The sequence below is a fragment of the Streptacidiphilus sp. MAP5-3 genome, assembly GCF_041262505.1.
Classification (GTDB): Bacteria; Actinomycetota; Actinomycetes; order Streptomycetales; family Streptomycetaceae; genus Streptacidiphilus.
In genome coordinates, this window is record NZ_JBGCCL010000013.1 from 1 (window position 1) to 22,220 (window position 22,220).

The following is a 22,220-nucleotide window of genomic DNA, read 5'->3' on the forward strand; positions in this document are numbered from 1 at the left end:
TGGTTGTCACCCCCGCCCGCGGGGGTGTGGGGGGGGGGGGGGGGGTGGGGCCCGCCACTGCCCCGGGGGGGGGGGGGGGGTTTGGGGGGCCCCCCCCCCGGGGGGGGGGGGGCGGGGGCCCCCCCCCCCACTGTTTCGGACAGCTCTGTTCAGCTCGTCGTCAGGTGACCGGGATCACCTCAGTGCTCGTCGGCTCCTGCAGTCGCCGGGGTGGACGTGAGGCGACCGCTCTCGTCCTGTATCTCAGCGGCGATCTTCTTCAGCTCCGGCTCGAACTTACGGCCGTGGTGAGCGCAGAAGAGCAGCTCGCCGCCGGATGCCAGCACGACCCGGAGGTACGCCTGGGCGCCGCAGCGGTCGCAGCGGTCGGCAGCGGTCAGCGGGGTCACGGGGGTGAGAACGTTAGTAGTCACGTCGCCTCTTCTCTAGCTCGACGAGCTGTCTTACCAGGGTCAACATCCAACCAGTCTGGATTCGTTCCCGCTCGGTCTTTCTTTTTCGCGAGCGGTGGTTCCGGGGCTTGGCGGGTGGAGACGGCGGTCGTCGGTGGTGATGCTGTCTCGTGTTGCGTTGTTGTAGTGGAGGACGTGCCCGGAGCGCGAACGGTTCATGCCTGCCGCCGTCAGTGACCTTTGCTTCACTCGAACGTGTTATCGAACGCTCGTGCGAGGTGCGCGTAGCATAAGCCACGACGAGTGGGACGCAATAGCCCCAGCCCACGCACCGGTAGCCTGCACTCCGGCAGCATTGTTGCCATGGTGCCTTGGCACACCCGGTGGAAGCCAGGGAATGTGTCTTTGTTCGCAGCCAGCAGAAGTCGAAAAAAGAAGACGCAGAGTAGAGGAGCACCACGCGCGTGACCGCCGAACCCACCGTGCCCGCCAGCGCTCAGAAGGACGGGTCCAACTACACCGCGCGGCACCTCCTCGTTCTCGAGGGCCTGGAGGCGGTCCGGAAGCGCCCCGGCATGTACATCGGGTCGACCGACAGCCGGGGCCTGATGCACTGCCTGTGGGAGATCATCGACAACTCGGTCGACGAGGCGCTGGCCGGTGTCTGTGACCGGATCGAGGTGCTGCTGCACGCCGACGGTTCGGTCGAGGTCCGTGACAATGGTCGAGGCATCCCGGTCGACATCGAGCCCAAGACGGGGCTGTCCGGCGTCGAGGTCGTGATGACCAAGCTGCATGCCGGCGGCAAGTTCGGCGGCGGCTCGTACGCCGCCTCCGGTGGTCTGCACGGCGTCGGCGCCTCCGTGGTGAACGCGCTGTCGGCGCGCCTGGACGTCGAGGTGGACCGCGGTGGCCACACCCATGCGATCAGCTTCCGGCGGGGCACCCCGGGCGAGTTCAAGGGCGACGGCCCCGACGTCGACTTCACCCCGGCCAACGGTCTGACCAAGGCCAAGAAGGTGCCGCGCGGTCGCACCGGCACGCGGATCCGCTACTGGGCGGACCGGCAGATCTTCCTCAAGGACGCCAAGCTCTCGCTGGAGAACCTGTACAGCCGGGCGCGGCAGACGGCCTTCCTGGTGCCCGGGCTGACCATCGTGGTCCGGGACGACCGGGCGGTCGACGGTGCGCCGGTCGACGAGCAGGTGTTCCACTTCGAGGGCGGCATCACGGAGTTCTGCGAGTTCCTGGCTCCGGACAAGCCGGTCTGTGACACGCTGCGGCTGAGTGGTCACGGTACGTTCAAGGAGACCGTGCCGGTCCTGGACGACCTGGGCCACATGACCCCGACGGAGGTCGTGCGCGAGCTCGGCGTCGAGATCGCGCTGCGCTGGGGCACGGGTTACGACACCACCATGCGCTCGTTCGTGAACATCATCGCCACCCCCAAGGGCGGCACCCACGTGGCCGGGTTCGAGCGGTCGATCACCAAGACGTTCAACGAGGCGCTCCGGGCCGCCAAGCTGCTGCGTGTCGCCGAGGACGACGTCGTCAAGGACGACGTCCTCGAGGGCCTGACCACCGTGGTCACCGTGCGGCTGGCGGAGCCGCAGTTCGAGGGGCAGACCAAGGAGGTGCTCGGCACCTCTGCCGCGCAGCGGATCGTCGCCGCCGTGGTGGCCAAGGAGCTGAAGGAGTTCCTGACCTCCACCAAGCGGGACGCCAAGGCCCAGGCCCGCACGGTGATGGAGAAGGTCGTTGCCGCAGCGCGGACGCGTGTGGCGGCGCGTCAGCACAAGGACGCGCAGCGCCGGAAGACGGCGCTGGAGACCTCGTCGCTGCCCGCCAAGCTGGCGGACTGCCGCAGCGACGACGTGGACCGCAGCGAGCTGTTCATCGTCGAGGGGGACTCGGCGCTCGGCACCGCGAAGGTCGCCCGGAACTCGGAGTTCCAGGCGCTGCTGCCGATCCGCGGCAAGATCCTGAACGTGCAGAAGGCGTCCGTCTCCGACATGCTCAAGAACGCCGAGTGTGCGGCGATCATCCAGGTCATAGGGGCCGGCTCGGGCCGCACCTTCGACATCGACCAGGCGCGCTACGGCAAGGTCATCATGATGGCCGACGCCGACGTCGACGGCTCGCACATCCGCACGCTGCTGCTCACCCTGATGCACCGTTACATGCGGCCGATGGTCGAGGCCGGGCGGGTGTTCGCGGCGGTGCCGCCGCTGCACCGGCTCGAACTGATCAACCCGCGCAAGGGCCAGGAGAAGTACGTCTACACGTACTCCGACAACGAGCTGCGGAACACCTCGCTGGAGCTGCAGCGCAAGGGTCAGCGCTGGAAGGAGCCGATCCAGCGCTACAAGGGTCTGGGCGAGATGGACGCCGACCAGCTGGCCGAGACGACCATGGACCCGCGCCACCGCATCCTGCGCCGGATCAACCTCGGCGACCTGGACGCGGCGGAGAAGACCTTCGACCTGCTCATGGGCAACGACGTCGCGCCCCGCAAGGAGTTCATCGTCGACTCCGCCGCGCTGCTGGACCGCTCCCGCATCGACGTCTGAGCAGGAGCGGGTGGGGACGCGATCCCACGTCCACCCGGGGGTGGAGAGGCGGCCGACGCCGCTTCTCCACCCCCGTCTCCATCCCTGCGCCGAGGTCCGACGGCCCGGTGATCCGTAGTTTCGGAGGTGTCAGCGGGACCCACCCGCAGCCGCCGGACAGGAGACGTGAGATGCCCGCCCTTGCGAACGTTGTCGTGATCATCGCGGTGGTCGGCTTCGTGCTGTTCCGCCAGTTCCAGCCCCGGCTGGTGAACAGCAACCCGCGCAAGCTGCTGATCATCCCGGCCGTCCTGGCCTACATGGCCCTGCGGGACCCGCACCTGCTCGACCCCCACCACCGGGCGCTGTCGGCGGGCTTCCTGATCGTCGGCGTGGTGCTGGAGATCGGTATGGGCGCCGCCTGGGGCTTCACCACCCGGATCTGGCGCGACGCCGACGGGTCGATCTGGGCCAAGGGCACCAAGGCCAGCTTCTTCGCCTGGATCGGCATGGTGGTCGTCCGGATCGCCCTCTTCGCCGGGGCCGCCGCGTTCGGCGTCTCGCAGGGACAGGCCGGGATCCTGCTGTCGCTGGCTGCGCTGCTGCTGGTCCGTGGCATGGTGGTGACCTGGCGGTCCCGGGAGTTCGGCGCGGCGTACGGTAGCCCCGTCGCGGCGCTGTGACCGCCCCGGTCGCGGCACGGGCCTGGGGATCCCGGTGGGCGTCCGCAGTCCGGACGTCCAAGGCCCGGCCCCTCGACGCCCGGACCGCCGACGGCCGGACCGTCGAGGCCCGGACTCCCCGAGCCCGGACCGCCGACGCCACGGAGAACAGGACACCTGACGTGGAAAGCTGGACCGACTGGCCCTCACGGGAGGCGATCTCCCGCGAGGGCCTCGCCACGGGTCGCCGCACAGTGGGGGTCGGCGCGCGCCTCCTGGGTTTCGGGTTCGCGCTCTGGTTCACCTTCCGGAACCCGGTCGAGCCGATGACGGCCGCCAGGGTCGTCACCATCGTCCTGGTGATACTGGCCGGTGGCCTGGGCTTCTGGGGCGCGGTCCAGTTCGCCAAGCGCAGGAACGCGGCGGGGACGCTGATCTGTCTCGCCGTCACCTTGGCACAGGCGATCGTCCTCTCCGTCGACGGGGCGCCCGTTCTGGGGCTGGTGACGATGTGCATCATCGCGATCCGGTCGGTGCAGCAGCTGCCGTTGATCTTCGCCGCGCCGATCGTGATCCTGGGCGGGTCGATCTTCGTCGTGGTCGCCCCTCTCGGGTACTCGAGCTGGGGCAACCTGATCACCGTCTTCGGCCTCGGCGTGCTCGGTTACGTCACCCGGCAGGACTGGGAGGCCCGGGCGCAGACCCAGCGCACGCTCGCCCAGGAGCGCGCGCTGCGCACCGTCGAGGCGGAGTCGGCGGCACTGGCCGAACGGAGCAGGATCGCCCGCGAGATCCACGACGTGCTGGCACACAGTCTCTCAGCCCAGCTGGTGCACCTGGAGGCGGCACGGCTGATGCTGGACAGCGGCGCGGAGCGCGACCAGGTGCGTGAACGGATCGTCGCCGCACGGCGGATGGCCCAGGACGGCCTGCTGGAGACCCGGGCCTCGCTCTCCGCGCTGCGCGGTGAGTTCACCCCCGTGGGCGAGTTCCTGGCCAAGCTGACCAAGGAGGAGTCCGCCCAGCTGGAGGTGGTCGGCACGCCGCGACCGCTCACCGCCGAGGCCGGCGTCGCCGTGCGGCGCACCGCGCAGGAGGCGCTGACCAACGTGCGGAAGCACGCGCCCGGTTCACGCTGCTCGGTCCGGTTGTCGTACCTGGAGGATATGGTCGAACTCGAGGTGGTGAACCTGCGCCGTCCGGGGCGCGGGGAGTTCGCGGCCGGTGGGACGGTCGACGGGGTGATGAGCTCCGAGCTTGCGTCGGAGCTGGCGGGGTCCGGCAGCGGGCTGGGGCTGCTGGGCATGCGCGAACGCGCGGAACTGCTGGGCGGGGAGCTGGAGGCAGGGCCTGTTCCGGGCGGGTTCCGGGTCCTGCTGCGGGTTCCGTGCTGACCGCTGCCTTCAGCGGCTGTTCACGCGATTCGTTCACACGGTCCGTTTACGATGGGGCAGATGGAGAGTCAGCCGGTCAGGGTCGTGGTCGTGGACGACCAACAGGTCGTGCGCGAGGGCATCGTCATGCTGCTGGGGTTGCTGCCCGGGATCGACGTCGTGGCAGCGGCGGCCGACGGCGAGGAGGCGGTCGCCCTGGTGGCGGAGCACACCCCCGAGGTCGTGCTGATGGACCTGCGGATGCCGCGGATGGACGGGGTCGAGGCCACCCGCCGGATCCGGGCCGAGCACCCGCAGACCGCGGTGATCGTGCTGACCACGTACGCGGACGACGACTCGCTCTTCCCGGCTCTCCAGGCGGGTGCGCGGGGCTATCTGACGAAGGACGCGGGCAGCGAGGAGATCGCCCGCGCGATCAAGGACGTCCGCTCGGGGGCGGCGGGTCTCTCGCCGCAGATCCAGGCGCGGCTGCTGGAGCGGCTCTCCACACCGGACGACGCTGCGACTGCCGCCCCCATGGGCCCGCCGACGACGGGTTCGCCGACGACGGGTTCGTCGACGACGGGCCCGGCGTCCGCTCATGACGCAGCGTCAACACAGCCGCAGACTCAGCGCGGCACCCAACCGGCCTCGCTCCCCGACGGGCTGACGGCGCGTGAGGCGGAGGTCCTGGGACTGATCGCGGCCGGGCTCTCCAACGCCGAGATCGCGGCCCGACTGTTCGTCAGCATGGCGACGGTGAAGACCCATATCAACAACCTCTTCGCCAAGACCGGCGTGCGCGACCGGGCCCAGGCGGTGGGTTACGCATACGAACACGGGCTTCATCACCTGATGGGGTGAACGTCCGTACACCGGACCACGCAACCGCGTTCGGCTGCCCATTCTTGTGGCGTGAGTCCTCAAGAACTGGCCGAACGTGAGTCGGCCGCACAAGCCGATCGCGCCGATCCGGCTGCCTCCACTGATGACGCCGAGCGCGTCCCGCCTGACCTCGCGCAGGAGCCCGCCCCTCCCGAGGAGCCCGTCCCTCCCGAGGAGCCGCCGGACGAGTCCGAGCCGGAGCACCGCGGGGGAGGTTTCGACTGGTGGGCGGCGACGCCCGAGGCCCGGGGGAAGCAGCAGGCGCGGCAGGCGCACGACGCCCGCGCCGAACGTGCTGCCTGGGCCGAACCCGTCGAACCCGTCGAGCCCGTCGCCCTCGCCGAGCCTGCCGAGGGGGACGTTCCGGGCCGGGCCGAGGCCGCCGCCGTCTACCGCGCGGCCCACGACAGCGCCGAGTTCCGGGCGATCCGCACCCGGTACCGCCGCTTCGTCTTCCCCGCGACGCTCGCGTTCCTGCTCTGGTACCTGCTCTACGTCGTGCTGGCCGTCACCGCACCGCAGCTGATGGCGCGTCCGATCGCCGGGCCGCTCAACACCGCCTGGTTGCTGGGCCTGCTCCAGTTCGTCAGCACCTTCCTGCTCACCTGGCTCTACGCCCGGCACGCCCGCAACCACCGTGATCGTGCCGCGCTCGGCCTCCGCTGGGAGACCCAGGACCGACTCCGGTGACGCCGCCCACCGGGTCTATCGCCCCCACGGCGTGCGCGCGTCCTCCGAAGGGGGATTGACCATGGCCGCAGGCCTCTTCGTGCTCGTCGTCCTGGTGACGTTGGGCATCACCCTCTGGGCCGGTCGCCGCAGCCGCGCCGCGGAGGACTTCTACGCCGGGGGACGGGAGTTCAGCCCTCTGCAGAACGGTTTCGCCATCAGCGGTGACTACATGTCGGCGGCCTCCTTCCTCGGCGTGACCGGCCTGATCGCGCTCTACGGCTACGACGGCCTGCTCTACACGATCGGGTTCCTGGTCGGCTGGCTCCTGGTGCTGATGCTGGTGGCCGAGCTGGTCCGGAACTGCGGCCGGTACACGCTGGCGGACGTGCTCTCGCTGCGGATGCGGCAGCGGCCGGTCCGGGCGGCGGCGGGGATCTCGTCGATCGTGGTCTCGCTCTTCTACCTGCTCGGACAGATGGTCGGGGCGGGCAGCCTGGTCGCGCTGCTGCTGCACCTGCACTCCGCGGCGTCCCGGGACTGGTCGATCGTCGGGATCGGGGTCCTGATGGTGGTCTACGTGACCGTCGGCGGGATGAAGGCCACCACCTGGATCCAGATCGTCAAGTGTGTGCTGCTGCTTGGCGGAACGCTTCTGCTGACGGTGCTGGTGCTGGTCCGCTTCCACGGCGACCTCGGTACGCTGATGCGCTCCGCCGCGCACGACAGCGGCCAGGGCAGCGCGTACCTCCTGCCGGGGCTGCACTTCGGGCACAGCCTCACCGACCAGCTCGACTTCATCAGTCTCGGCCTGGCCCTGGTCCTGGGCACGGGCGGGCTGCCGCACATCCTGGCCCGGTTCTACACGGTCCCGACGGCACGCGCCGCCAGGCGCTCGGCGATCTGGGCGATCGGCCTGGTCGGCAGCTTCTACCTGATGACCATCGTGCTCGGCCTCGGCGCTGCCGCGGTGATCGGTGGTCCCGCGCTGCGCGCCGCGAACGCCGCCGGGAACACGGCGGTGCCGCAGCTGGCCGGCGCCATGGGAGGAACGGTTCTCCTCGCGCTGACCTCGGCCGTCGCCTTCGCGACGATCCTCGCGGTGGTCGCCGGGCTGACCCTGGCGTCCTCGACGTCCTTCGCCCATGACCTGTGGGCGCGCGCCTTCCGTCACCCCGGGGAGCCACAGCCGAGCGAGCACCAGGAGGTCGTCGTCGCCCGGATCGCCGCCGTCGTGATCGGCGCGCTCGCCATCGTCCTCAGCCTGTACGCACAGAAGCTGAACGTGGCGGTGCTGGTCGGCATCGCCTTCGCGGTCGCCGCCTCGGCCAACCTGCCGGCGCTGATCTTCAACCTCTTCTGGCACCGGTTCACCACGCGCGGCGCGACCTGGGCGATCTACGGCGGGCTGATCCCGTGCCTGGCGCTGGTGGTCATCTCGCCGGTGGTCTCGGGTAACGCGGCGGCGATCTTCCCCACCGCGCACTTCGACTGGTTCCCGCTGCAGAACCCCGGCCTGGTCTCGGTGCCGTGCGGCTTCCTCTTCGGCTGGCTCGGCACGGTCACCTCGCGGAGGCATGCCGACCCCGACGCCTACGCCGAGCTGGAGGTGCGCGCGCTCACCGGCGCGGGAGCGGCGTAGCGGGGGTGGCCCGGGTGAGAAAACACAGGACCCCCGGGCGCGACGGGGGAGGCGCGCCCGGGGGCTGATTACCAGCGTAGTCCTCGGGCGGGGCGTGGGAGGGTTCTTCGCCATTTCCCGCATTTCTTGGCGTTCTGCTCATTCTGCGCAGCGAGACAGGGGTAGGCAAAGCCGTCCTCACCAGGCACAATCGCCGGGACGCGGGCGTGGCAACGGGGCTTTCGCCCCTGGATCACCCGGTGGAGGCCGACTTGTTCTCACGACGCAGGCTCTCCACCCGCATCCTGGTGGGCTCGTTGCTGATCCTGGCCGTGACCAGCGTGATCGGTTTCGTGCTGCTGGGCTTCGCGCAGCGTGACGAGATCGACTCACTGAGCGAGCATCGGGCCGCGTCGATCGCCGACATCGCAGCCACGGATCCGCAGATCGTGGCGGCGATGACCGCGGGCGACCCGCACGGGGGACCGGGCGGTGTGGTCCAGCAGGTCGCCCAGCGGATCGCGCTCGCCTCCGGCGCCAGCTTCGTCGTCGTGATCGACAGCAGGGGCGTGCGCCACTCGCACCCGTTCCCGTCGCTGATCGGGCAGCGGGTCACCGAGCCCATCGTCGCTCTGGACGGGCAGACCCACTTCCGGATCGACCCCGGTTCCACCGGCCGGTCCGCCAACGCGCGCGTGCCCCTCAAGGACAGCACCGGCCGCCACATCATCGGCGAGGTCTCCGTCGGCATCGCCGACAACCAGGTCGTCAAGCAGCTGATCGGTGAGCTCTCGATCTTCGCCCTCTACATCGGTGCCGCGCTGGGCGTCGGCGTGCTGGCCTCCTACGTCCTGGCCTGGCGACTCAAGCGCAGCACCTTCGGGCTGGAGCTGGAGGAGATCGCCGGGCTGCTCCAGGACCGGGAGGCGATGCTGCACGGCATCCGCGAGGGCGTGCTCGCCTTCGACCCGAGCGGGCGGGTCAGCGTCGTCAACGACGAGGCCCGACGGCTGCTGGGCCTCGGCACCGCCCTGGGTTCGCGGCTGGAGGACCTGCTGCCCGACGGCAGACTGCGCCGGGCGCTGGCCGGGGACCTCGGGCCGGACGAGATCCACGTCCTCACCGACAGCCACTGCCTGGCCGTCAATCGGATGCCGGTGGTGCTGCACGGCCGCGCGCTCGGCGCGGTGGTGACGGTCCGGGACCGCACGGAGCTAGTCGGCATGCTGCGCGAGCTCGACTCGGTCCGCGGCCTGACCGACGCGCTCCGCGCCCAGCAGCACGAGTTCGCCAACCGGATGCACACCCTCGCCGGGCTGCTGGAGCTCGGCGAGCAGCAGGAGGCGCTCGACTACGCCGTCGAGCTGGCCTCGGCCGACCGCTCCCGGGCCGAGGAGGTGCGCGAGCGGATCGGCAACTCGCTGATGGTCGGCCTGCTCGTGGCCAAGTGCACGGTCGCCGCCGAACGCGGCGTCGAGATCGTCCTCGACCCGGCCTCCAAGCTGGGCGCCGAGCCCGGCCATCTGCGCCGACTGCTGACGGTCGTCGGCAACCTGCTCGACAACGCGGTCGACGCGACGGCTGCCAGCCACCCGGCAGAGGTCCGGCTGCTGATCGCGGAGACGGAGAAGGCGATCAAGGTCCGGGTCGCCGACTCCGGTCCCGGTGTGCCGGAGGAGGCCGTGGCGCACATCTTCGAGGACGGCTTCTCGACCCGCCCCGACCGGGGCACCGCCCGACGCGGCCTCGGCCTGGCGATGGTGCATCGCCTGGTCACCCGGCATGGTGGGACGATCGACGTGAGCCACGGTCCGGGCGCGGTCTTCACCGTCGTGCTGCCGTTGCCCGACAACGACCCGGCCCCACTCGGGGCCGTCTTCACCGCGGCACCGCCGGTGCTCGCGTTCGACCCGCTCGACGGAGGAGGGAAGCGCTGGTGATCAGAACCCTCGTCGTTGACGACGACTTCCGGGTGAGCGGCATCCACGCCGCATATGTCGCCAAGGTGCCGGGCTTCGAGGTGGTCGGCCAGGTCGCCACGGTCGCGGCGGCGCTGGACGCGGTCCGCGGCCTGCGCCCGGACCTGCTGCTGCTCGACGTCTACCTGCCGGACGGCACCGGTCTCGACGTGCTGCGCCGCCTGGCGGCGACGGCGGCTCCTGCTGCGGCGGCGGGTGTCGCGGGCGTGGCGGGCGTCGGGGGCGCCGCGGGCATGGCGCGCACGGGGGACCTCGGGGACCTCGGGGCGGAGGGGGCTGAGGCGGACGCGGGGTACGGGCGTCCGGACGCGATCATGATCACGGCGGCTCGCGACGTCAGCTCGGTGCGTGAGGCAATGCAGCTCGGCGCGGTCGGCTACCTGGTCAAGCCGTTCGGCTTCGCCGCGCTCGAGCAGCGGCTGGGGGCGTATGCCGAGCTGCGGCAGCGGATGGCCGCGCTGGGCGACGCCGGTGAGACGGACCAGGCGGACGTGGACGCCCTCTTCAGCGTCGGCCGTTCGGCACCGCTCCCTTCGGTCCCGGCCAAGGGCCATTCCGCGCCGACCCTCGCGCTGGTCCGCGACGCGATGCGGACCGCGCGCCGCGACCTTTCCGCGGCGGAGGTCGCGGAGCTGACCGGGGTGTCCCGGGCGACGGCGCAGCGGTACCTGTCGTACCTGGTCAAGGAGGGCCAGGCCCGCCTGGAGCTGCGCTACGGCACGACGGGCCGCCCGGAACACCGCTACCGCGCGACGGCGTGAGGCTGTTCCACGAGGGAGTCGGTTGCACTACCTGGGGGGCGCGGGGCTCTGCTGATGCGCGGCTCCGCCGCCTGGGCGCGCCGAGCCACCCACGCAGGTAGAGCACCGAGCGTCCAGGGCCATTCGCGCACGATGGTTGTTCGCGCGCGCAGTTGATCAAGCAGAGCCTCGCGCCCCTGAAGGTGCAACTACCGGTCAGCGCACAGGTGTGAGGTTGACCACGTCGTAGCGGTCGGGGTTCGTCGGGGCCTTCAGGCAGCTCTCCGGCCGGGCCGGCTCGGAGGCCACGCGGTGGACGAGAGCGTCCCAGGCGCGGCCGTCGGTGTGGCTGACGCGGACGGTCCAGGCGTCCAGGTCTGCGTCCTTCGTCGTGCCGTCGGAGACCGGCTGCTGAACGACCGTCAGCGCGTCCGCGTCCTCCACGCCGTAGTTCTGACGAACAGTCAGCTCCGCTGCCTGGCCCGGGCGTTCCCAGAAGGAACGGCCGCGGCACCACTCCGCGACGACCGAGCCGGAGCGGGTCGCCTCCAGCACCTCCTTGGCGGTGTGAGTGGAGAGGCGGCCGTAGGTGTAGCCGTAGGGCAGCACCAGCATGGTGGGGGAGAAGCGGTGGCCGCCCAGGTGGGTGACCTCCCAGACCTGCGCGTGGCCGGAGGCGGCCAGCTCCGCCGCGAGCGGGCGGCCGAGGAGGGCGCAGCAGCGGTCACGGCGGCCGTTGGTGCAGACGAGAGCGAGCGGGTCGCCCTCGTACGCGGTGCCGAAACCGCCGTGCTCGCCCGCGCCCACCGCGGCGAAGTCGAGCGCGCGCAGCACGTGCGGGTCGTCCAGGTTCGCCTCGCGGACCCAGGAGCCACCGGGGGCGGTGTGGGCGAGGAAAACCGTGTGGGCCTTGGACGGCGGGCAGTCCGCGTGGCGTCCCGGGCGGCGGATCAGGGCGATCTCGACGCCGGTGCCCTTCGTCAACTGCAGCAGCTCGTGGCCGAGCTCCGGGTGGAAGTGGCTCTCGGTGAGCGCGCGGGGTCCCCACGGGCCCGACTGCTCGATCAGCAGCCAGGTGGTGGCCCGGGGCGCGGTGCCGGCGAGGGGCTCAGTCAGCTCCCTGGACGCGGTCGTACACATGCTCACGGAGGCAAGGGTAGCCTTACCAGCTCTGCGGCTGTCCACCGGAGGGGGCGAGCGGGTTGTCCGCGGTGGTCCATCGGTCGCCCGGGGTCGCCCCGTCGAGCCGCATCAGCGTGAGTGCCTTGAGCGGCAGTGGCTCGTGCAGCAGGGCGCGGCGGTCGGCGGGGTCGTGCAGTACCTGCGTCGCGGCTGCCCGTGCCTCGGCGGCGACCGTGTGCCAGAGCCGGGCCTCCACCGACCGGTCTCCGCCCCCGAAGCCGGACACCAGGCCGCCGAAGGCCCCGCCGACCAGTGAGCCGAACAGCTTGCGCCGCAGCTCCACCGGATCGTCGCTGACCACGTGCCCGGTGACGGGCGGGTGGTCGATCCCGGCGCGGGCGAGGCGGGCCGGGCTGACCCGGATGTCGGCGAGGTCCCGGTAGACCAGACGCCGTGGCCGGTCGGACCGGTCCAGCACCACGAGCAGGTTCTGGCCGTGCGCCTCAAGGGCGACGCCCCAGTCCAGCAGGCGGAGCAGCGCGGGCCAGGTGAGCCGGGCGAAGGCGGCCAGCCACTCGGCCGGATCGACGTCCGCCGGCGGACGCTCCGCCAACGCGGCCAGCGGCAGCACCCGCTCGCCGTCGCGCAGGCCTTCAGCCGGGGACTGACGGACGATCACCGCCAGCTCGGGGGCGGGCTCGGCGTCCAGCAGAGCGGCGCAGGACGCCAGGTTGCGGGTGATCCGCAGGCTGCCGCCGAGTCGGCCGACCACGGCGTCGAGCAGACCGGACACGGCGAGCGCGTTGCGTACCGACCCGCCGGAGATGTCGCGGATCGAGGAGGTCATGCGCAGTGACAGCGAGGTCTTGAGGTGCGGGCCTGCGGCGAGCGGCGCGAGGGTGCGCACCGACATCAGCGGCGCGGCGGTCAGGCGGCGACCGCTCGGGGCGAAGCCGAGCGGGTGCAGCACCGTCCTGGCCTGCCACGGGTGGGCCGGAAGCAGCAGCGTGCCGGAGGGGCGATCGCGCAGGGCTTCGGGCCAGGCCCCGACCAGCAGAGCGTCCTGCTCCGGCACAGCGATCAGCTCCAACTCGACGTCGGCACCGTGCTCCGGCGCGTAGGCGAGCTGGTCCGCGACGGAGAAGCCGGGCCTGCTGCGGCAGCACGGATGGTACGGATGACCGTCGACGATCGAACGCTCGGCAGCGATCAGTCCGGCGCCCGCGGAATCGATCGGTCCGATCGGTCCGATCGGTCCGATCGAATTGGTCGAACTGATCGGCTTTCGTTCGCTGTGCGCCCGCGCGCCTGCGCGGGAGAGCGCCAGCGAGACCACGCTGTGCTCGATCTCGCCGAGAAGCGCGTCCGCCCCGGGCAGCCGTACTGCCTCCAGCAGGGCAGCCGGGTGCGTGTACGCGGTGGTGCCCAGACGGACCGCGTAGCCGGGATCCGGCGCGCCGATGTCGTACGCGCGGCGGTCGGGACCGGACAGCCGTGGCCGGTCGACGGGGGAGAGCGGCAGCGGTTCCAGATGCAGCGCCCGCCACAGCCGGGCGAGCACGGCCGCGCGGGCACCCGGGAGCTCGGCGGCGAAGCCCGCGTCCAACTCCGGGCGGACCCGGTGCAGCTCGGCCGCGAACGCGGCCTCCGCGGGACGCGGCCCCGGACTGTCTGTTGCGCGCATGACGTTGAGGTACCCCGGACTGGGAGAGGATGCGTCTGGACAGATCATTCTCTGCCGTCACCGATGGGACAAACCGTCCCAACGGGCGGGGTACGGGTGCGGAGGCGGGCATGGACGGGATCTCCGGGACGGAAGCGGTCGTGCAGCACCGACGCGACGCGGCCGGCCAGAGTGTCGACGCCGGTGACCACGGCGGCGACGGCTGGGCGGGTTGGCGCCCGGAGGAGGCGACGGCGGCCACGGCGCTGCTCAACTGCCTCGTCAGGGAGCTGACCGAGCCCCGCCCCGGTGCCGCGTCCGGCTACCGCCTGACCGGGACCGGTCGCACCCTCACCACGGGCGCCGGACGTTGGCCGCAGCCGCCGCTCGCCGTGGACGGACTGACCCTCGACGGGTTCGACGCCCTGGTCGAGCTGGCCGAGGAGGAGGCGCGCGCCCGGACCGGCGTGGACAACGCCACCCTCGGCGCGGAGATGCGCGACAGCCGGGACGTCGTCGCGGCGCTGCTCGCTGCCCGCGCGGAGGCCGCCGCCAGGGACGAGAAGGTCGTCGCCGATCTCTACCTCCGCTCCGAGCAGGCGCTGTTGGCCGGGCACCGCTACCACCCCGCGCCCAAGACGCGCGGCGGCGCGGTGCCGGAGAGCTGGCTGCCGTACGCGGCCGAGGCGGGCGCCCGGTACCCGCTGACCCTGCTCGGGGTGCGCGAGGACCTTCTCGGCGGAGAGGGCGCGACCGGCGCGATCGACGCGCTCTGGGGCGACGCCGCACCCCCCGGCTACCGGGTGCTGCCCGCCCATCCGTGGCAGCTCGAACTCCTGTGCAGCCACCCGACGCTGGCCCCGGAGACGCTCACCGCCCTTGCCGACGGCCGAATCCGCGACCTTGGCCGGACCGAGGAGAAGGCCTGGGCGACCTCCTCGCTCCGCACGGTCTACCTGCCCGACGCCGACCTGTCGCTGAAGTTCAGCCTGGAGGTGCGGATCACCAACGACATCCGCCGCCTCTGGCTGCGCGACCTGCGCTGGTTGCAGCCTGTGGAGGAGGTGTTGGCGGCGCTGCCGCCCGCTCTCTCCTCGCTGGTCTTCGCCGACCAGGGCTACCGCACCCTCGCCGGGCACGGCGAGGAGGGCTGGGAGGCCTACGCGGTCCTGCAACGAGAGGGCTTCGCGCGCCGCGTCGCACCCGGACTGACGCCGCTGCTCGCGGCGGGCGTGAGCGAGGGCTTCGACGGCAACCCGCTCGACCGGCTCCCCGCCGACCAGGCGCTCGCCTGGTGGTGCCGCTACGTCGAACTCCTGGCCCCGCCCGCGCTGGACGCGCTGCGTGACCATGGCGTCGTGCTGGAGTGCCATCTGCAGAACGTCCTGGTCGCCGTCGACGCGGCCGGGCTCCCTGGACAGGTGCTGTTCCGGGACCATGAAGGCGTCAAGCTCACCACCGACCGCCACGCCTCCCGGCTGACCCGCTTCGGTCCCGAGGTCCCCGACCCGGGGGTGAGCCCCGAGTACGGCAGGGACCGGCTGCTGTACTGCCTGGTCGTCAACAACCTGACGGAGATGGCCGGAGCGATCGCCTCGCGCCACCCGCAGCTCGCCCCCGAGCTGTGGCCGACGGCCCGTCAGCTCCTGTCCGAGTACGAAGACCTCGTCGCGGTCCCGCACATCCCGGCCAAGACCAACCTGCTGCTGCGCTGGCTCGACGCGGACGGCGGCGACTCCACCTACATCCCGCTGCCCAACCCGCTTGCCCGGCCAGGGCGGTAGCACCGGAACCGAAATGCCTTGCACGACGGTGCAGGTGGATGCCAGAGTGACGCCGCCTGTGCAGGGCACAGCAGAGCGACGACAGAGGACTGACGCCAATGATCCCGGCGACCCGCAGCGGCCGCCGTCGGGGCTGAGCACCCGTGCACCTTCCGCGCGCCCGTGCGACCTGCCCCGTCCTGCGGTTCCACGACACCACACCATGCCCTGTGTCGCGCGGTCGTGCGCGTATTCACGTGAGGTCGTCATCACCCATGGACATCGATGTCCAGAGCTTTGCCGTCGCCCATCTCCGCCGCCGTCCCGAAGTCGTGGAGACGGGCGGGTTCGTGATCGGGATCGACCCGGCCACCACCAGTCCCTACGTCAACTACGCCACCCCGCTGCCCGGTTCCGATCCGACGGGCGCGGATGTGCGACAGCTGGTCGCCGCGTTCCGCGAGCGCGGGCTGCTGCCGCGCCTGGAGTTCGCCCCGGATGCGGCGCCCGCCGTCGAGCCTGCGCTGCGCGCTGTCGGGTTCACCACCGAGCAGGAACACGTCTACCTGGTCTGCACGCCGGGGACCCTGCTGGCGTCGGAGAGCCCCCGACCGGCGGTCGAGACGCCCGTCTCGGACACGGACTTCGCCGCCCTCGACTCCGCCCTCGCCGAGGCGTTCGGCAGGGAGTTCGAGCCGTCGCCGGAAGGCGCGGCCCGGCTCCGCCGCACCCAGGAGAACGGCGGTGCGGTCCGCTTCGTCCGTGCCCCGGACGGCAGTTGCGCCGGTGGCGCGCTCTGCTCCGCCCCGGCCGTGGGGACCGCCGAACTGGCGGGTGTGGGTACGCGACCCGCTTTCCGGGGTCGGGGGATCGCGCAGGCCGTGACCGAAGCCTTGGCGCGGGCCGCCTTCGCGCGGGGCGCCGCGTCGGCCTGGCTGGAGTTCTCCGGCGAGGGCTCCCGGCGCGTCTACGAGCGGGTGGGGTTCCGGCCGCAGGGGACCCGCCTCTACCTGTCGCTGCCGACCGAAGCCCATGACCTGCGCTGAGCTGAGCTGAGCTGTGCTGCTGAGCTGACCTGCGCTGAGGCATGGGACGCCGGTGGGGGTGCCGTCGGCAGTCCGCCGTCGACACCCCACCGGGTCATTCCTCAGCCGGGTCACTCCTCAGCCGGTCACACTGGACCGGCCACCGCGGCGATCTCCTTGGCCAGCGGCACGCCCGAACCGTCGCGCCGCGGGTCGCGGCCCGGGAGTTCGGCCGGGGAGCCGTTGGCGGTCGCGGCGCGCGCGGGCGTCGGACCGGCCCAGGCGAAGACGAGGCGGTCCTCGCCCTTGAGGAAGCGCTGGCAGCGCACGCCGCCGGTGGCGCGTCCCTTGCGCGGGTACTGCTCGAACGGCGTGGCCTTGGCGGTGCCCTGGCCCAGGCCGTCGAGCGCGTCCGACGCGCCCGAGACCGTGACCACGAGGGCGTCGGCGGCCGGGTCGACCGCCGTGAAGGAGAGGACCTTCACGCCGTCGGCGAGCTTGACGCCGGCCATGCCGCCCGCCGGGCGGCCCTGCGGACGGACCTGGGAGGCCGGGTAGCGGAGCAGTTGCGCGTCGGTGGTGATGAAGACCAGGTCCTCCTCGCCGGTGCGCAGCTCGACGGCTCCGACGACGCGGTCGCCGTCCTTGAGCGCGACGACCTCGAACTCGTCCTTGTTCTCCGGCCAGTCCGGCACGACGCGCTTGACCACGCCCTGCTCGGTGCCGAGGGCGATGCCGGGGGAGGACTCGTCCAGCGTGGTCAGCGCCAGGACGAGCTCGCCCGCGTCGAGCTTGAGGAACTCGCCGGCCTTGGCGCCGCCCGCCAGGACCGGCGCGTGGGCGCTCGGCGGCAGTTGCGGCAGGTCGATGACGGGCAGCCGCAGCACCCGGCCCGCGCTGGTGACCACGCCGATGTGGCCACGCGCCGTGGCCGGGACGGCGGAGACGATCACGTCGTGACGGGCGCGCTTGCCGCCGTCGTCCGCGGCCGGTTCGGGTTCGGGTGAGGCTGCGTCCGCGCCGGTGTCGGCCGTGCGGGCCAGCAGGCCCGTCGAGGAGAGCAGCACCCGGCACGGGTCGTCCGCGACCTCCAGCGGGACGGCGACGGAGGCGACCGACCCGGCCTCCAGCAGCACCGTCCGGCGCTCGGTGCCGAACTTCTTGGCCACTGCGGCCAGTTCGTCGGAGACGAGCTTGCGCAGCACCGAGTCCGACTCCAGGATCTCGGTCAGCTCGGCGATCTCGGCGTGCAGCTTGTCCTGCTCGGCCTCCAGCTCGACGCGGTCGAAGCGGGTGAGGCGGCGCAGCGGGGTGTCGAGGATGTACGCGGTCTGCGTGTCGCTCAGACCGAAACGCTCGATCAGTCGATCCTTCGCCTGTGTGGCGTTGTCGCTCGATCGAATGATCGCGATGACCTCGTCGATGTCGATCAGCGCGATCAGCAGACCCTCGACCAGGTGCAGCCGGTCCTGCCGCTTGCGGCGACGGAAGTCGGAGCGTCGCCGGACCACCTCGAAGCGGTGGTCGACGTAGACCTCGAGCAGCTCCTTCAGACCCAGCGTCAGCGGCTGGCCGTCGACCAGGGCGACGTTGTTGATGCCGAAGGTCTCCTCCATCGGCGTCAGCTTGTAGAGCTGCTCCAGCAGCGCCTCCGGCACGAAGCCGTTCTTGACCTCGATGACCAGGCGCAGGCCGTGGTTGCGGTCCGTCAGGTCCTTGACGTCGGCGATGCCCTGGATCTTCTTGGCGTTGACCAGGTCCTTGATCTTGGCGATGACCTTCTCCGGGCCGACCGTGAACGGCAGCTCGGTGACGACCAGGCCCTTGCGGCGCGGGGTGACGTCCTCGACCGAGACCCTGGCGCGGATCTTGAAGGTGCCGCGTCCCGTCTCGTAGGCGTCGCGGATGCCGCCGAGGCCGACCACCAGGCCGCCGGTCGGCAGGTCGGGGCCGGGGATGAAGCGCATCAGCGCGTCGAGATCGGCGCCCGGATGCCGGATCAGGTGGCGCGCGGCGGCCACGACCTCGCCCAGGTTGTGCGGCGGCATGTTGGTGGCCATGCCGACCGCGATCCCGGAGACGCCGTTGACCAGCAGGTTCGGGAAGGCCGCCGGCAGGACCTGCGGCTCCTGCTCGCTGCCGTCGTAGTTGGGCGCGAAGTCGACGGTGTCCTCGTCGATGGACTCGACCATCGACATCGCGGCGCTGGTGAGCCGGGCCTCGGTGTAACGCATGGCGGCCGGCGGGTCGTCGTTGCCGAGCGAACCGAAGTTGCCGTGGCCGTCGATCAGCGGCAGCCGCATGGAGAACGGCTGCGCCATGCGCACCAGCGTGTCGTAGATGGCGCTGTCACCGTGCGGGTGCAGCCGGCCCATCACCTCGCCGACGATGCGGGCGCTCTTGACGTGGGCGCGTTCGGGACGCAGGCCCATTTCGTTGGCCTGGTAGAGGACGCGCCGGTGCACCGGCTTGAGGCCGTCCCGCGCGTCGGGGATCGCCCGGGAGTAGATGACCGAGTAGGCGTACTCCAGGTAGGAGCTCTGCATCTCGTCCACCACGTCGATGTCGAGGATGCGCTCCTCGAAATCCTCGGGTGGTGGGGTCGGCGAACTGCGGCGGGCCATCGCGGCGGCGCTCCCTCGGACGGCATGCGGGCCCCCTGGAGGTTCCCGGGGGTGGCATGGGGCTGGCACGGTCGGGACCATTCTGGACCAGGCTGCTGACAAACCCGGCCACCGCGTCCCCTGCCGGTGCAGCACAATGGGGTTTCCCGGGACCTGTGCGGTGTTTTGGTGCGGTGTTTTCCGCACGGACGGCAGGCCCCGGCCCGACGGACAGTAGTGCAGCAGACCGACTGTGCGGCAGCAGTGCCGCAACCAGTTCCGCAACAGCGCAGCAACCGGAAGGAACGACGCGGATGGCCCAAGGATTCACCATCAGCGAGCACACGTTGGCCAACGGCCTGCGGGTGGTGCTCTCCGAGGACCACCTGACACCGGTCGCCGCCGTGTGCCTCTGGTACGACGTGGGTTCTCGTCACGAGGTGCCCGGACGTACGGGTCTGGCACACCTCTTCGAGCACCTGATGTTCCAGGGCTCGGCGCAGGTCCCCGGCAACGGCCACTTCGAGCTGGTCCAGGGCGCGGGCGGTTCGCTCAACGGCACCACCAGCTTCGAGCGCACCAACTACTTCGAGACCATGCCCGCCCACCAGTTGGAGCTGGCACTCTGGCTGGAGGCCGACCGGATGGGCAGCCTGCTCGCCGCGCTCGACCAGGAGAGCCTGGACAACCAGCGTGCCGTGGTCAAGAACGAGCGCCGTCAGCGCTACGACAACGTCCCCTACGGCACCGCCTTCGAGCGGCTGACCGCGATGGCGTTCCCGGACGGCCACCCGTACCACCACACCCCCATCGGTTCGATGGAGGACCTGGACGCCGCCACCCTGACGGACGCCCAGGACTTCTTCCGCACCTACTACGCGCCCAACAACGCGGTGCTGTCGGTGGTCGGCGACATCGACCTGGAGCAGACGCTGGCCTGGGTGGAGAAGTACTTCGGCTCCATCCCGGCGCACGACGGCAAGCGCCCGCCGCGGGACGGCACCACCGTGGTCCGCGACGGCTCCGTGCCGCTGCGCGACCACGTCGTCGCCGAAGTCCCCTCACGCGCGGTCATGCAGGCGTACCTGCTGCCGCTCGACGGCACCCGTGAGGCCGACGTGGCCGACCTCGCGCTGACGGTGCTGGGCTCGGGCGAGTCCAGCCGCCTCTACAACCGGCTGGTCCGGCACGACCGGTCGGCCGTGACCGCGGGCTTCGGCCTGCTGCGGCTCTCCGGCGCGCCCTCGCTGGGCTGGCTGGACGCCAAGACCTCCGGCGAGGCGACGGTCGAGGCCGTCGAGGCCGCGATCGACGACGAGTTGGCCCGTTTCGCGGCCGAGGGCCCGACGGCGGAGGAGCTGGAGCGCGCGCAGGCGCAGATCGAGCGCGAGTGGCTGGACCGGCTGGACACGGTCAGCGGGCGTGCCGACGAACTGTGCCGCTACTCCGTCCTGTTCGGCGATCCGAAGCTGTTGGACACCGCGCTGGCACGGGTGTTGGACGTGACCGCGGCCGAGGTCCAGGCCGTCGCGCAGAAGTACCTGACGCCCGACAACCGCGCGGTGCTGACCTATGAGCCGGTCTCCGGGACCGACGACGCCGACGCCGACGCTGCCGACTCCGCCGATGACGAGGAGGTGCAGGCATGACCATCGCCTCCACCATGACGTTCCACCCGCGTCCCGAGCCGGGGCAGCCGACGCCGTGGAACTTCCCGGCCCCGACCCGGTTCACGCTGCCCAACGGCCTGACCGTGCTGCGCTGCGACCGTCCCGGCCAGGCGCTGGTCGCGGCCGAACTGGTCCTCGACGTGCCGCTGGACGCCGAGCCGAAGACGCAGGAGGGCGTGTCGACCATCCTGGCGCGCGCCTTCTCCGAGGGCACCGAGTCCCTCACCGCGGAGCAGTTCGCCGCCGAACTGGAGCGCGCGGGTGCGACGTTGGACGCCCACGCCGACCACACGGTGCTGCGGGTCTCGCTCGAGGTCCCGGCCTCCCGGCTGGACCGCGGGCTCGGCCTGCTCGCCGACGCGGTCCGGGTCCCGGCCTTCCCCGAGCACGAGATCGAGCGGCTGGTCGCCAACCGCCTCGACGAGATCGTCCACGAGCTGGCCAACCCGGCCCGCCGCGCCGCGATCGCCTTCTACGGCGAGATGTTCGACGCGAGCGACCGACTGTCGCGTCCGCGCTCGGGCACGGCGGAAACGGTCAAGACGATCGATCGATCGGCCGTTTCTTCGTTCTACGCCGAGCATGTTCGCCCGTCGACCGCCACGCTCGTCGTCGTAGGCGACTTCTCCGGCGTGGACCTGGACGCGGTGCTGGCCGAGACCGTCGGGCAGTGGACCGGGGAGCCCGGTGAGCGCCGTCGCCCCGCGCCGGTGCGCGGCGACGACGCGGGCCGCGTGGTCGTGGTCGACCGTCCCGGCTCGGTGCAGACGCAGCTGCTGATCGGGCGGATCGGCCCCGACCGCCACGACGACAGCTGGGCGGCGCAGATCCTCGGCACCTACTGCCTGGGCGGCACGCTGACCTCCCGTCTGGACAAGGTGCTGCGCGAGGAGAAGGGCTACACCTACGGCGTGCGGGCCTTCGCCCAGCCGCTGCGCTCCGGCGCGGACGGGGAGGGCCGGGCGCTGCTGGCCATCTCCGGCTCGGTCGACACCGAGTCCACGGCCCCTGCGCTCGCCGACACCTGGCAGATCCTGCGCACCCTGGCCGCGGAGGGGCTGACCGACGAGGAGCGCGACATCGCCGTGCAGAACCTGGTCGGGGTCGCACCGCTCCGCTACGAGACCGCGTCGGCGGTCTGCGCCACATTGGCCGACCAGGTGGAGCAGGAGCTGCCCGACGCCTACCAGGCCGAGGTCTACCGCCGCCTCGCGGAGACGACGACGGCGGCGGCGACGGCCGCGGTCGTCGCCGGCTTCCCGCCGGAGCGGCTGGTCACCGTGCTGGTGGGCGACGCTGCGACGATCGCCGGCCCGCTGAAGGACCTGGGGATCGGCGAGGTCACCGTCATCCCCGCCTGAGGCCCCCTTCGCGGATTTGCGGCACAGCCGCTCCTCCAGCCCCCGTCGAGCTCCGGCCCGGCGGGGGCTGCGGCGTTGTGCCGCCCGCTGCACCCCGCTGCCCGCTGCACCACGCGCGCCTGCACGCCTACGCCGCGCCTACT

Annotated in this window: 16 protein-coding genes; 12 read left to right on the plus strand and 4 right to left on the minus strand. The window is 71.7% G+C overall.

Annotated features, from left to right (window positions below):
• Positions 1-179 precede the first annotated feature (179 nt).
• Positions 180-413 carry a hypothetical protein gene (locus ABH928_RS20120; RefSeq protein WP_370068350.1) on the minus strand — a complete coding sequence of 78 codons (234 nt, stop codon included), beginning with the start codon at positions 411-413 and terminating at the stop codon, positions 180-182.
• A 443-nt stretch (positions 414-856) separates the two neighbouring features.
• Between ABH928_RS20120 and ABH928_RS20125 the strand changes: the two genes are divergently transcribed.
• The 8 genes from ABH928_RS20125 (at position 857) to ABH928_RS20160 (ending at position 10,891) form a co-directional block, all read left to right on the plus strand.
• The gene (locus tag ABH928_RS20125) at positions 857-2,962 is read left to right on the plus strand and encodes a type IIA DNA topoisomerase subunit B (protein ID WP_370068352.1); all 2,106 of its coding nucleotides are present in this window, start codon (positions 857-859) and stop codon (positions 2,960-2,962) included.
• A 170-nt stretch (positions 2,963-3,132) separates the two neighbouring features.
• Entirely contained in the window at positions 3,133-3,624 is a 492-nt protein-coding gene (locus ABH928_RS20130; protein WP_370068354.1) for a DUF1453 domain-containing protein, read from the plus strand.
• Between the two features lie 161 nt (positions 3,625-3,785).
• Positions 3,786-4,997, plus strand: a complete 1,212-nt coding sequence (locus tag ABH928_RS20135; protein WP_370068356.1) for a sensor histidine kinase — start codon at positions 3,786-3,788, stop codon at positions 4,995-4,997.
• Positions 4,998-5,057: 60 nt separating this feature from the next.
• Complete coding sequence (locus ABH928_RS20140) at positions 5,058-5,840, plus strand: response regulator (protein ID WP_370068358.1); 783 nt, start codon at positions 5,058-5,060, stop codon at positions 5,838-5,840.
• A gap of 51 nt (positions 5,841-5,891) precedes the next feature.
• Entirely contained in the window at positions 5,892-6,551 is a 660-nt protein-coding gene (locus tag ABH928_RS20145; RefSeq protein ID WP_370068360.1) for a DUF485 domain-containing protein, read from the plus strand.
• A 61-nt stretch (positions 6,552-6,612) separates the two neighbouring features.
• Positions 6,613-8,172 carry a cation acetate symporter gene (locus tag ABH928_RS20150; protein ID WP_370068362.1) on the plus strand — a complete coding sequence of 520 codons (1,560 nt, stop codon included), beginning with the start codon at positions 6,613-6,615 and terminating at the stop codon, positions 8,170-8,172.
• 239 nt (positions 8,173-8,411) lie between these two features.
• Positions 8,412-10,091, plus strand: a complete 1,680-nt coding sequence (locus tag ABH928_RS20155; protein WP_370068364.1) for an ATP-binding protein — start codon at positions 8,412-8,414, stop codon at positions 10,089-10,091.
• Entirely contained in the window at positions 10,088-10,891 is an 804-nt protein-coding gene (locus ABH928_RS20160) for a response regulator (RefSeq protein WP_370068366.1), read from the plus strand. The genes ABH928_RS20155 and ABH928_RS20160 overlap by 4 nt, the downstream gene beginning before the upstream one ends.
• A 195-nt stretch (positions 10,892-11,086) precedes the next feature.
• Here ABH928_RS20160 and ABH928_RS20165 read toward each other — a convergent pair whose 3' ends face one another.
• Positions 11,087-12,016 (minus strand): sucrase ferredoxin, encoded by a 930-nt coding sequence (locus tag ABH928_RS20165; protein ID WP_370068368.1) that lies wholly within the window; start codon positions 12,014-12,016, stop codon positions 11,087-11,089.
• A gap of 16 nt (positions 12,017-12,032) precedes the next feature.
• Entirely contained in the window at positions 12,033-13,676 is a 1,644-nt protein-coding gene (locus ABH928_RS20170) for an IucA/IucC family protein (protein ID WP_370068370.1), read from the minus strand.
• A gap of 110 nt (positions 13,677-13,786) precedes the next feature.
• Here ABH928_RS20170 and ABH928_RS20175 point away from each other — a divergent pair, with 110 nt between their 5' ends.
• Positions 13,787-15,439 (plus strand): IucA/IucC family protein, encoded by a 1,653-nt coding sequence (locus ABH928_RS20175; protein WP_370068372.1) that lies wholly within the window; start codon positions 13,787-13,789, stop codon positions 15,437-15,439.
• Between the two features lie 254 nt (positions 15,440-15,693).
• Positions 15,694-16,464, plus strand: a complete 771-nt coding sequence (locus ABH928_RS20180) for a GNAT family N-acetyltransferase (RefSeq protein WP_370068374.1) — start codon at positions 15,694-15,696, stop codon at positions 16,462-16,464.
• 125 nt (positions 16,465-16,589) lie between these two features.
• On the opposite strand, the gene ABH928_RS20185 is transcribed toward ABH928_RS20180, so the two are convergent.
• Positions 16,590-19,067, minus strand: coding sequence for a DNA topoisomerase (ATP-hydrolyzing) subunit A (locus ABH928_RS20185; RefSeq protein ID WP_370068376.1), 2,478 nt, complete (start codon positions 19,065-19,067; stop codon positions 16,590-16,592).
• 293 nt (positions 19,068-19,360) lie between these two features.
• On the opposite strand from ABH928_RS20185, the gene ABH928_RS20190 reads away from it, so the two are divergent.
• Together ABH928_RS20190 and ABH928_RS20195 are read left to right on the plus strand one after the other, a co-directional pair.
• Complete coding sequence (locus ABH928_RS20190; RefSeq protein ID WP_370068378.1) at positions 19,361-20,695, plus strand: M16 family metallopeptidase; 1,335 nt, start codon at positions 19,361-19,363, stop codon at positions 20,693-20,695.
• On the plus strand, positions 20,692-22,077 hold the full coding sequence (locus ABH928_RS20195) for a M16 family metallopeptidase (RefSeq protein WP_370068380.1): 1,386 nt from the start codon (positions 20,692-20,694) through the stop codon (positions 22,075-22,077). Before ABH928_RS20190 ends, ABH928_RS20195 begins: the two co-directional genes overlap by 4 nt.
• Positions 22,078-22,220 lie beyond the last annotated feature (143 nt).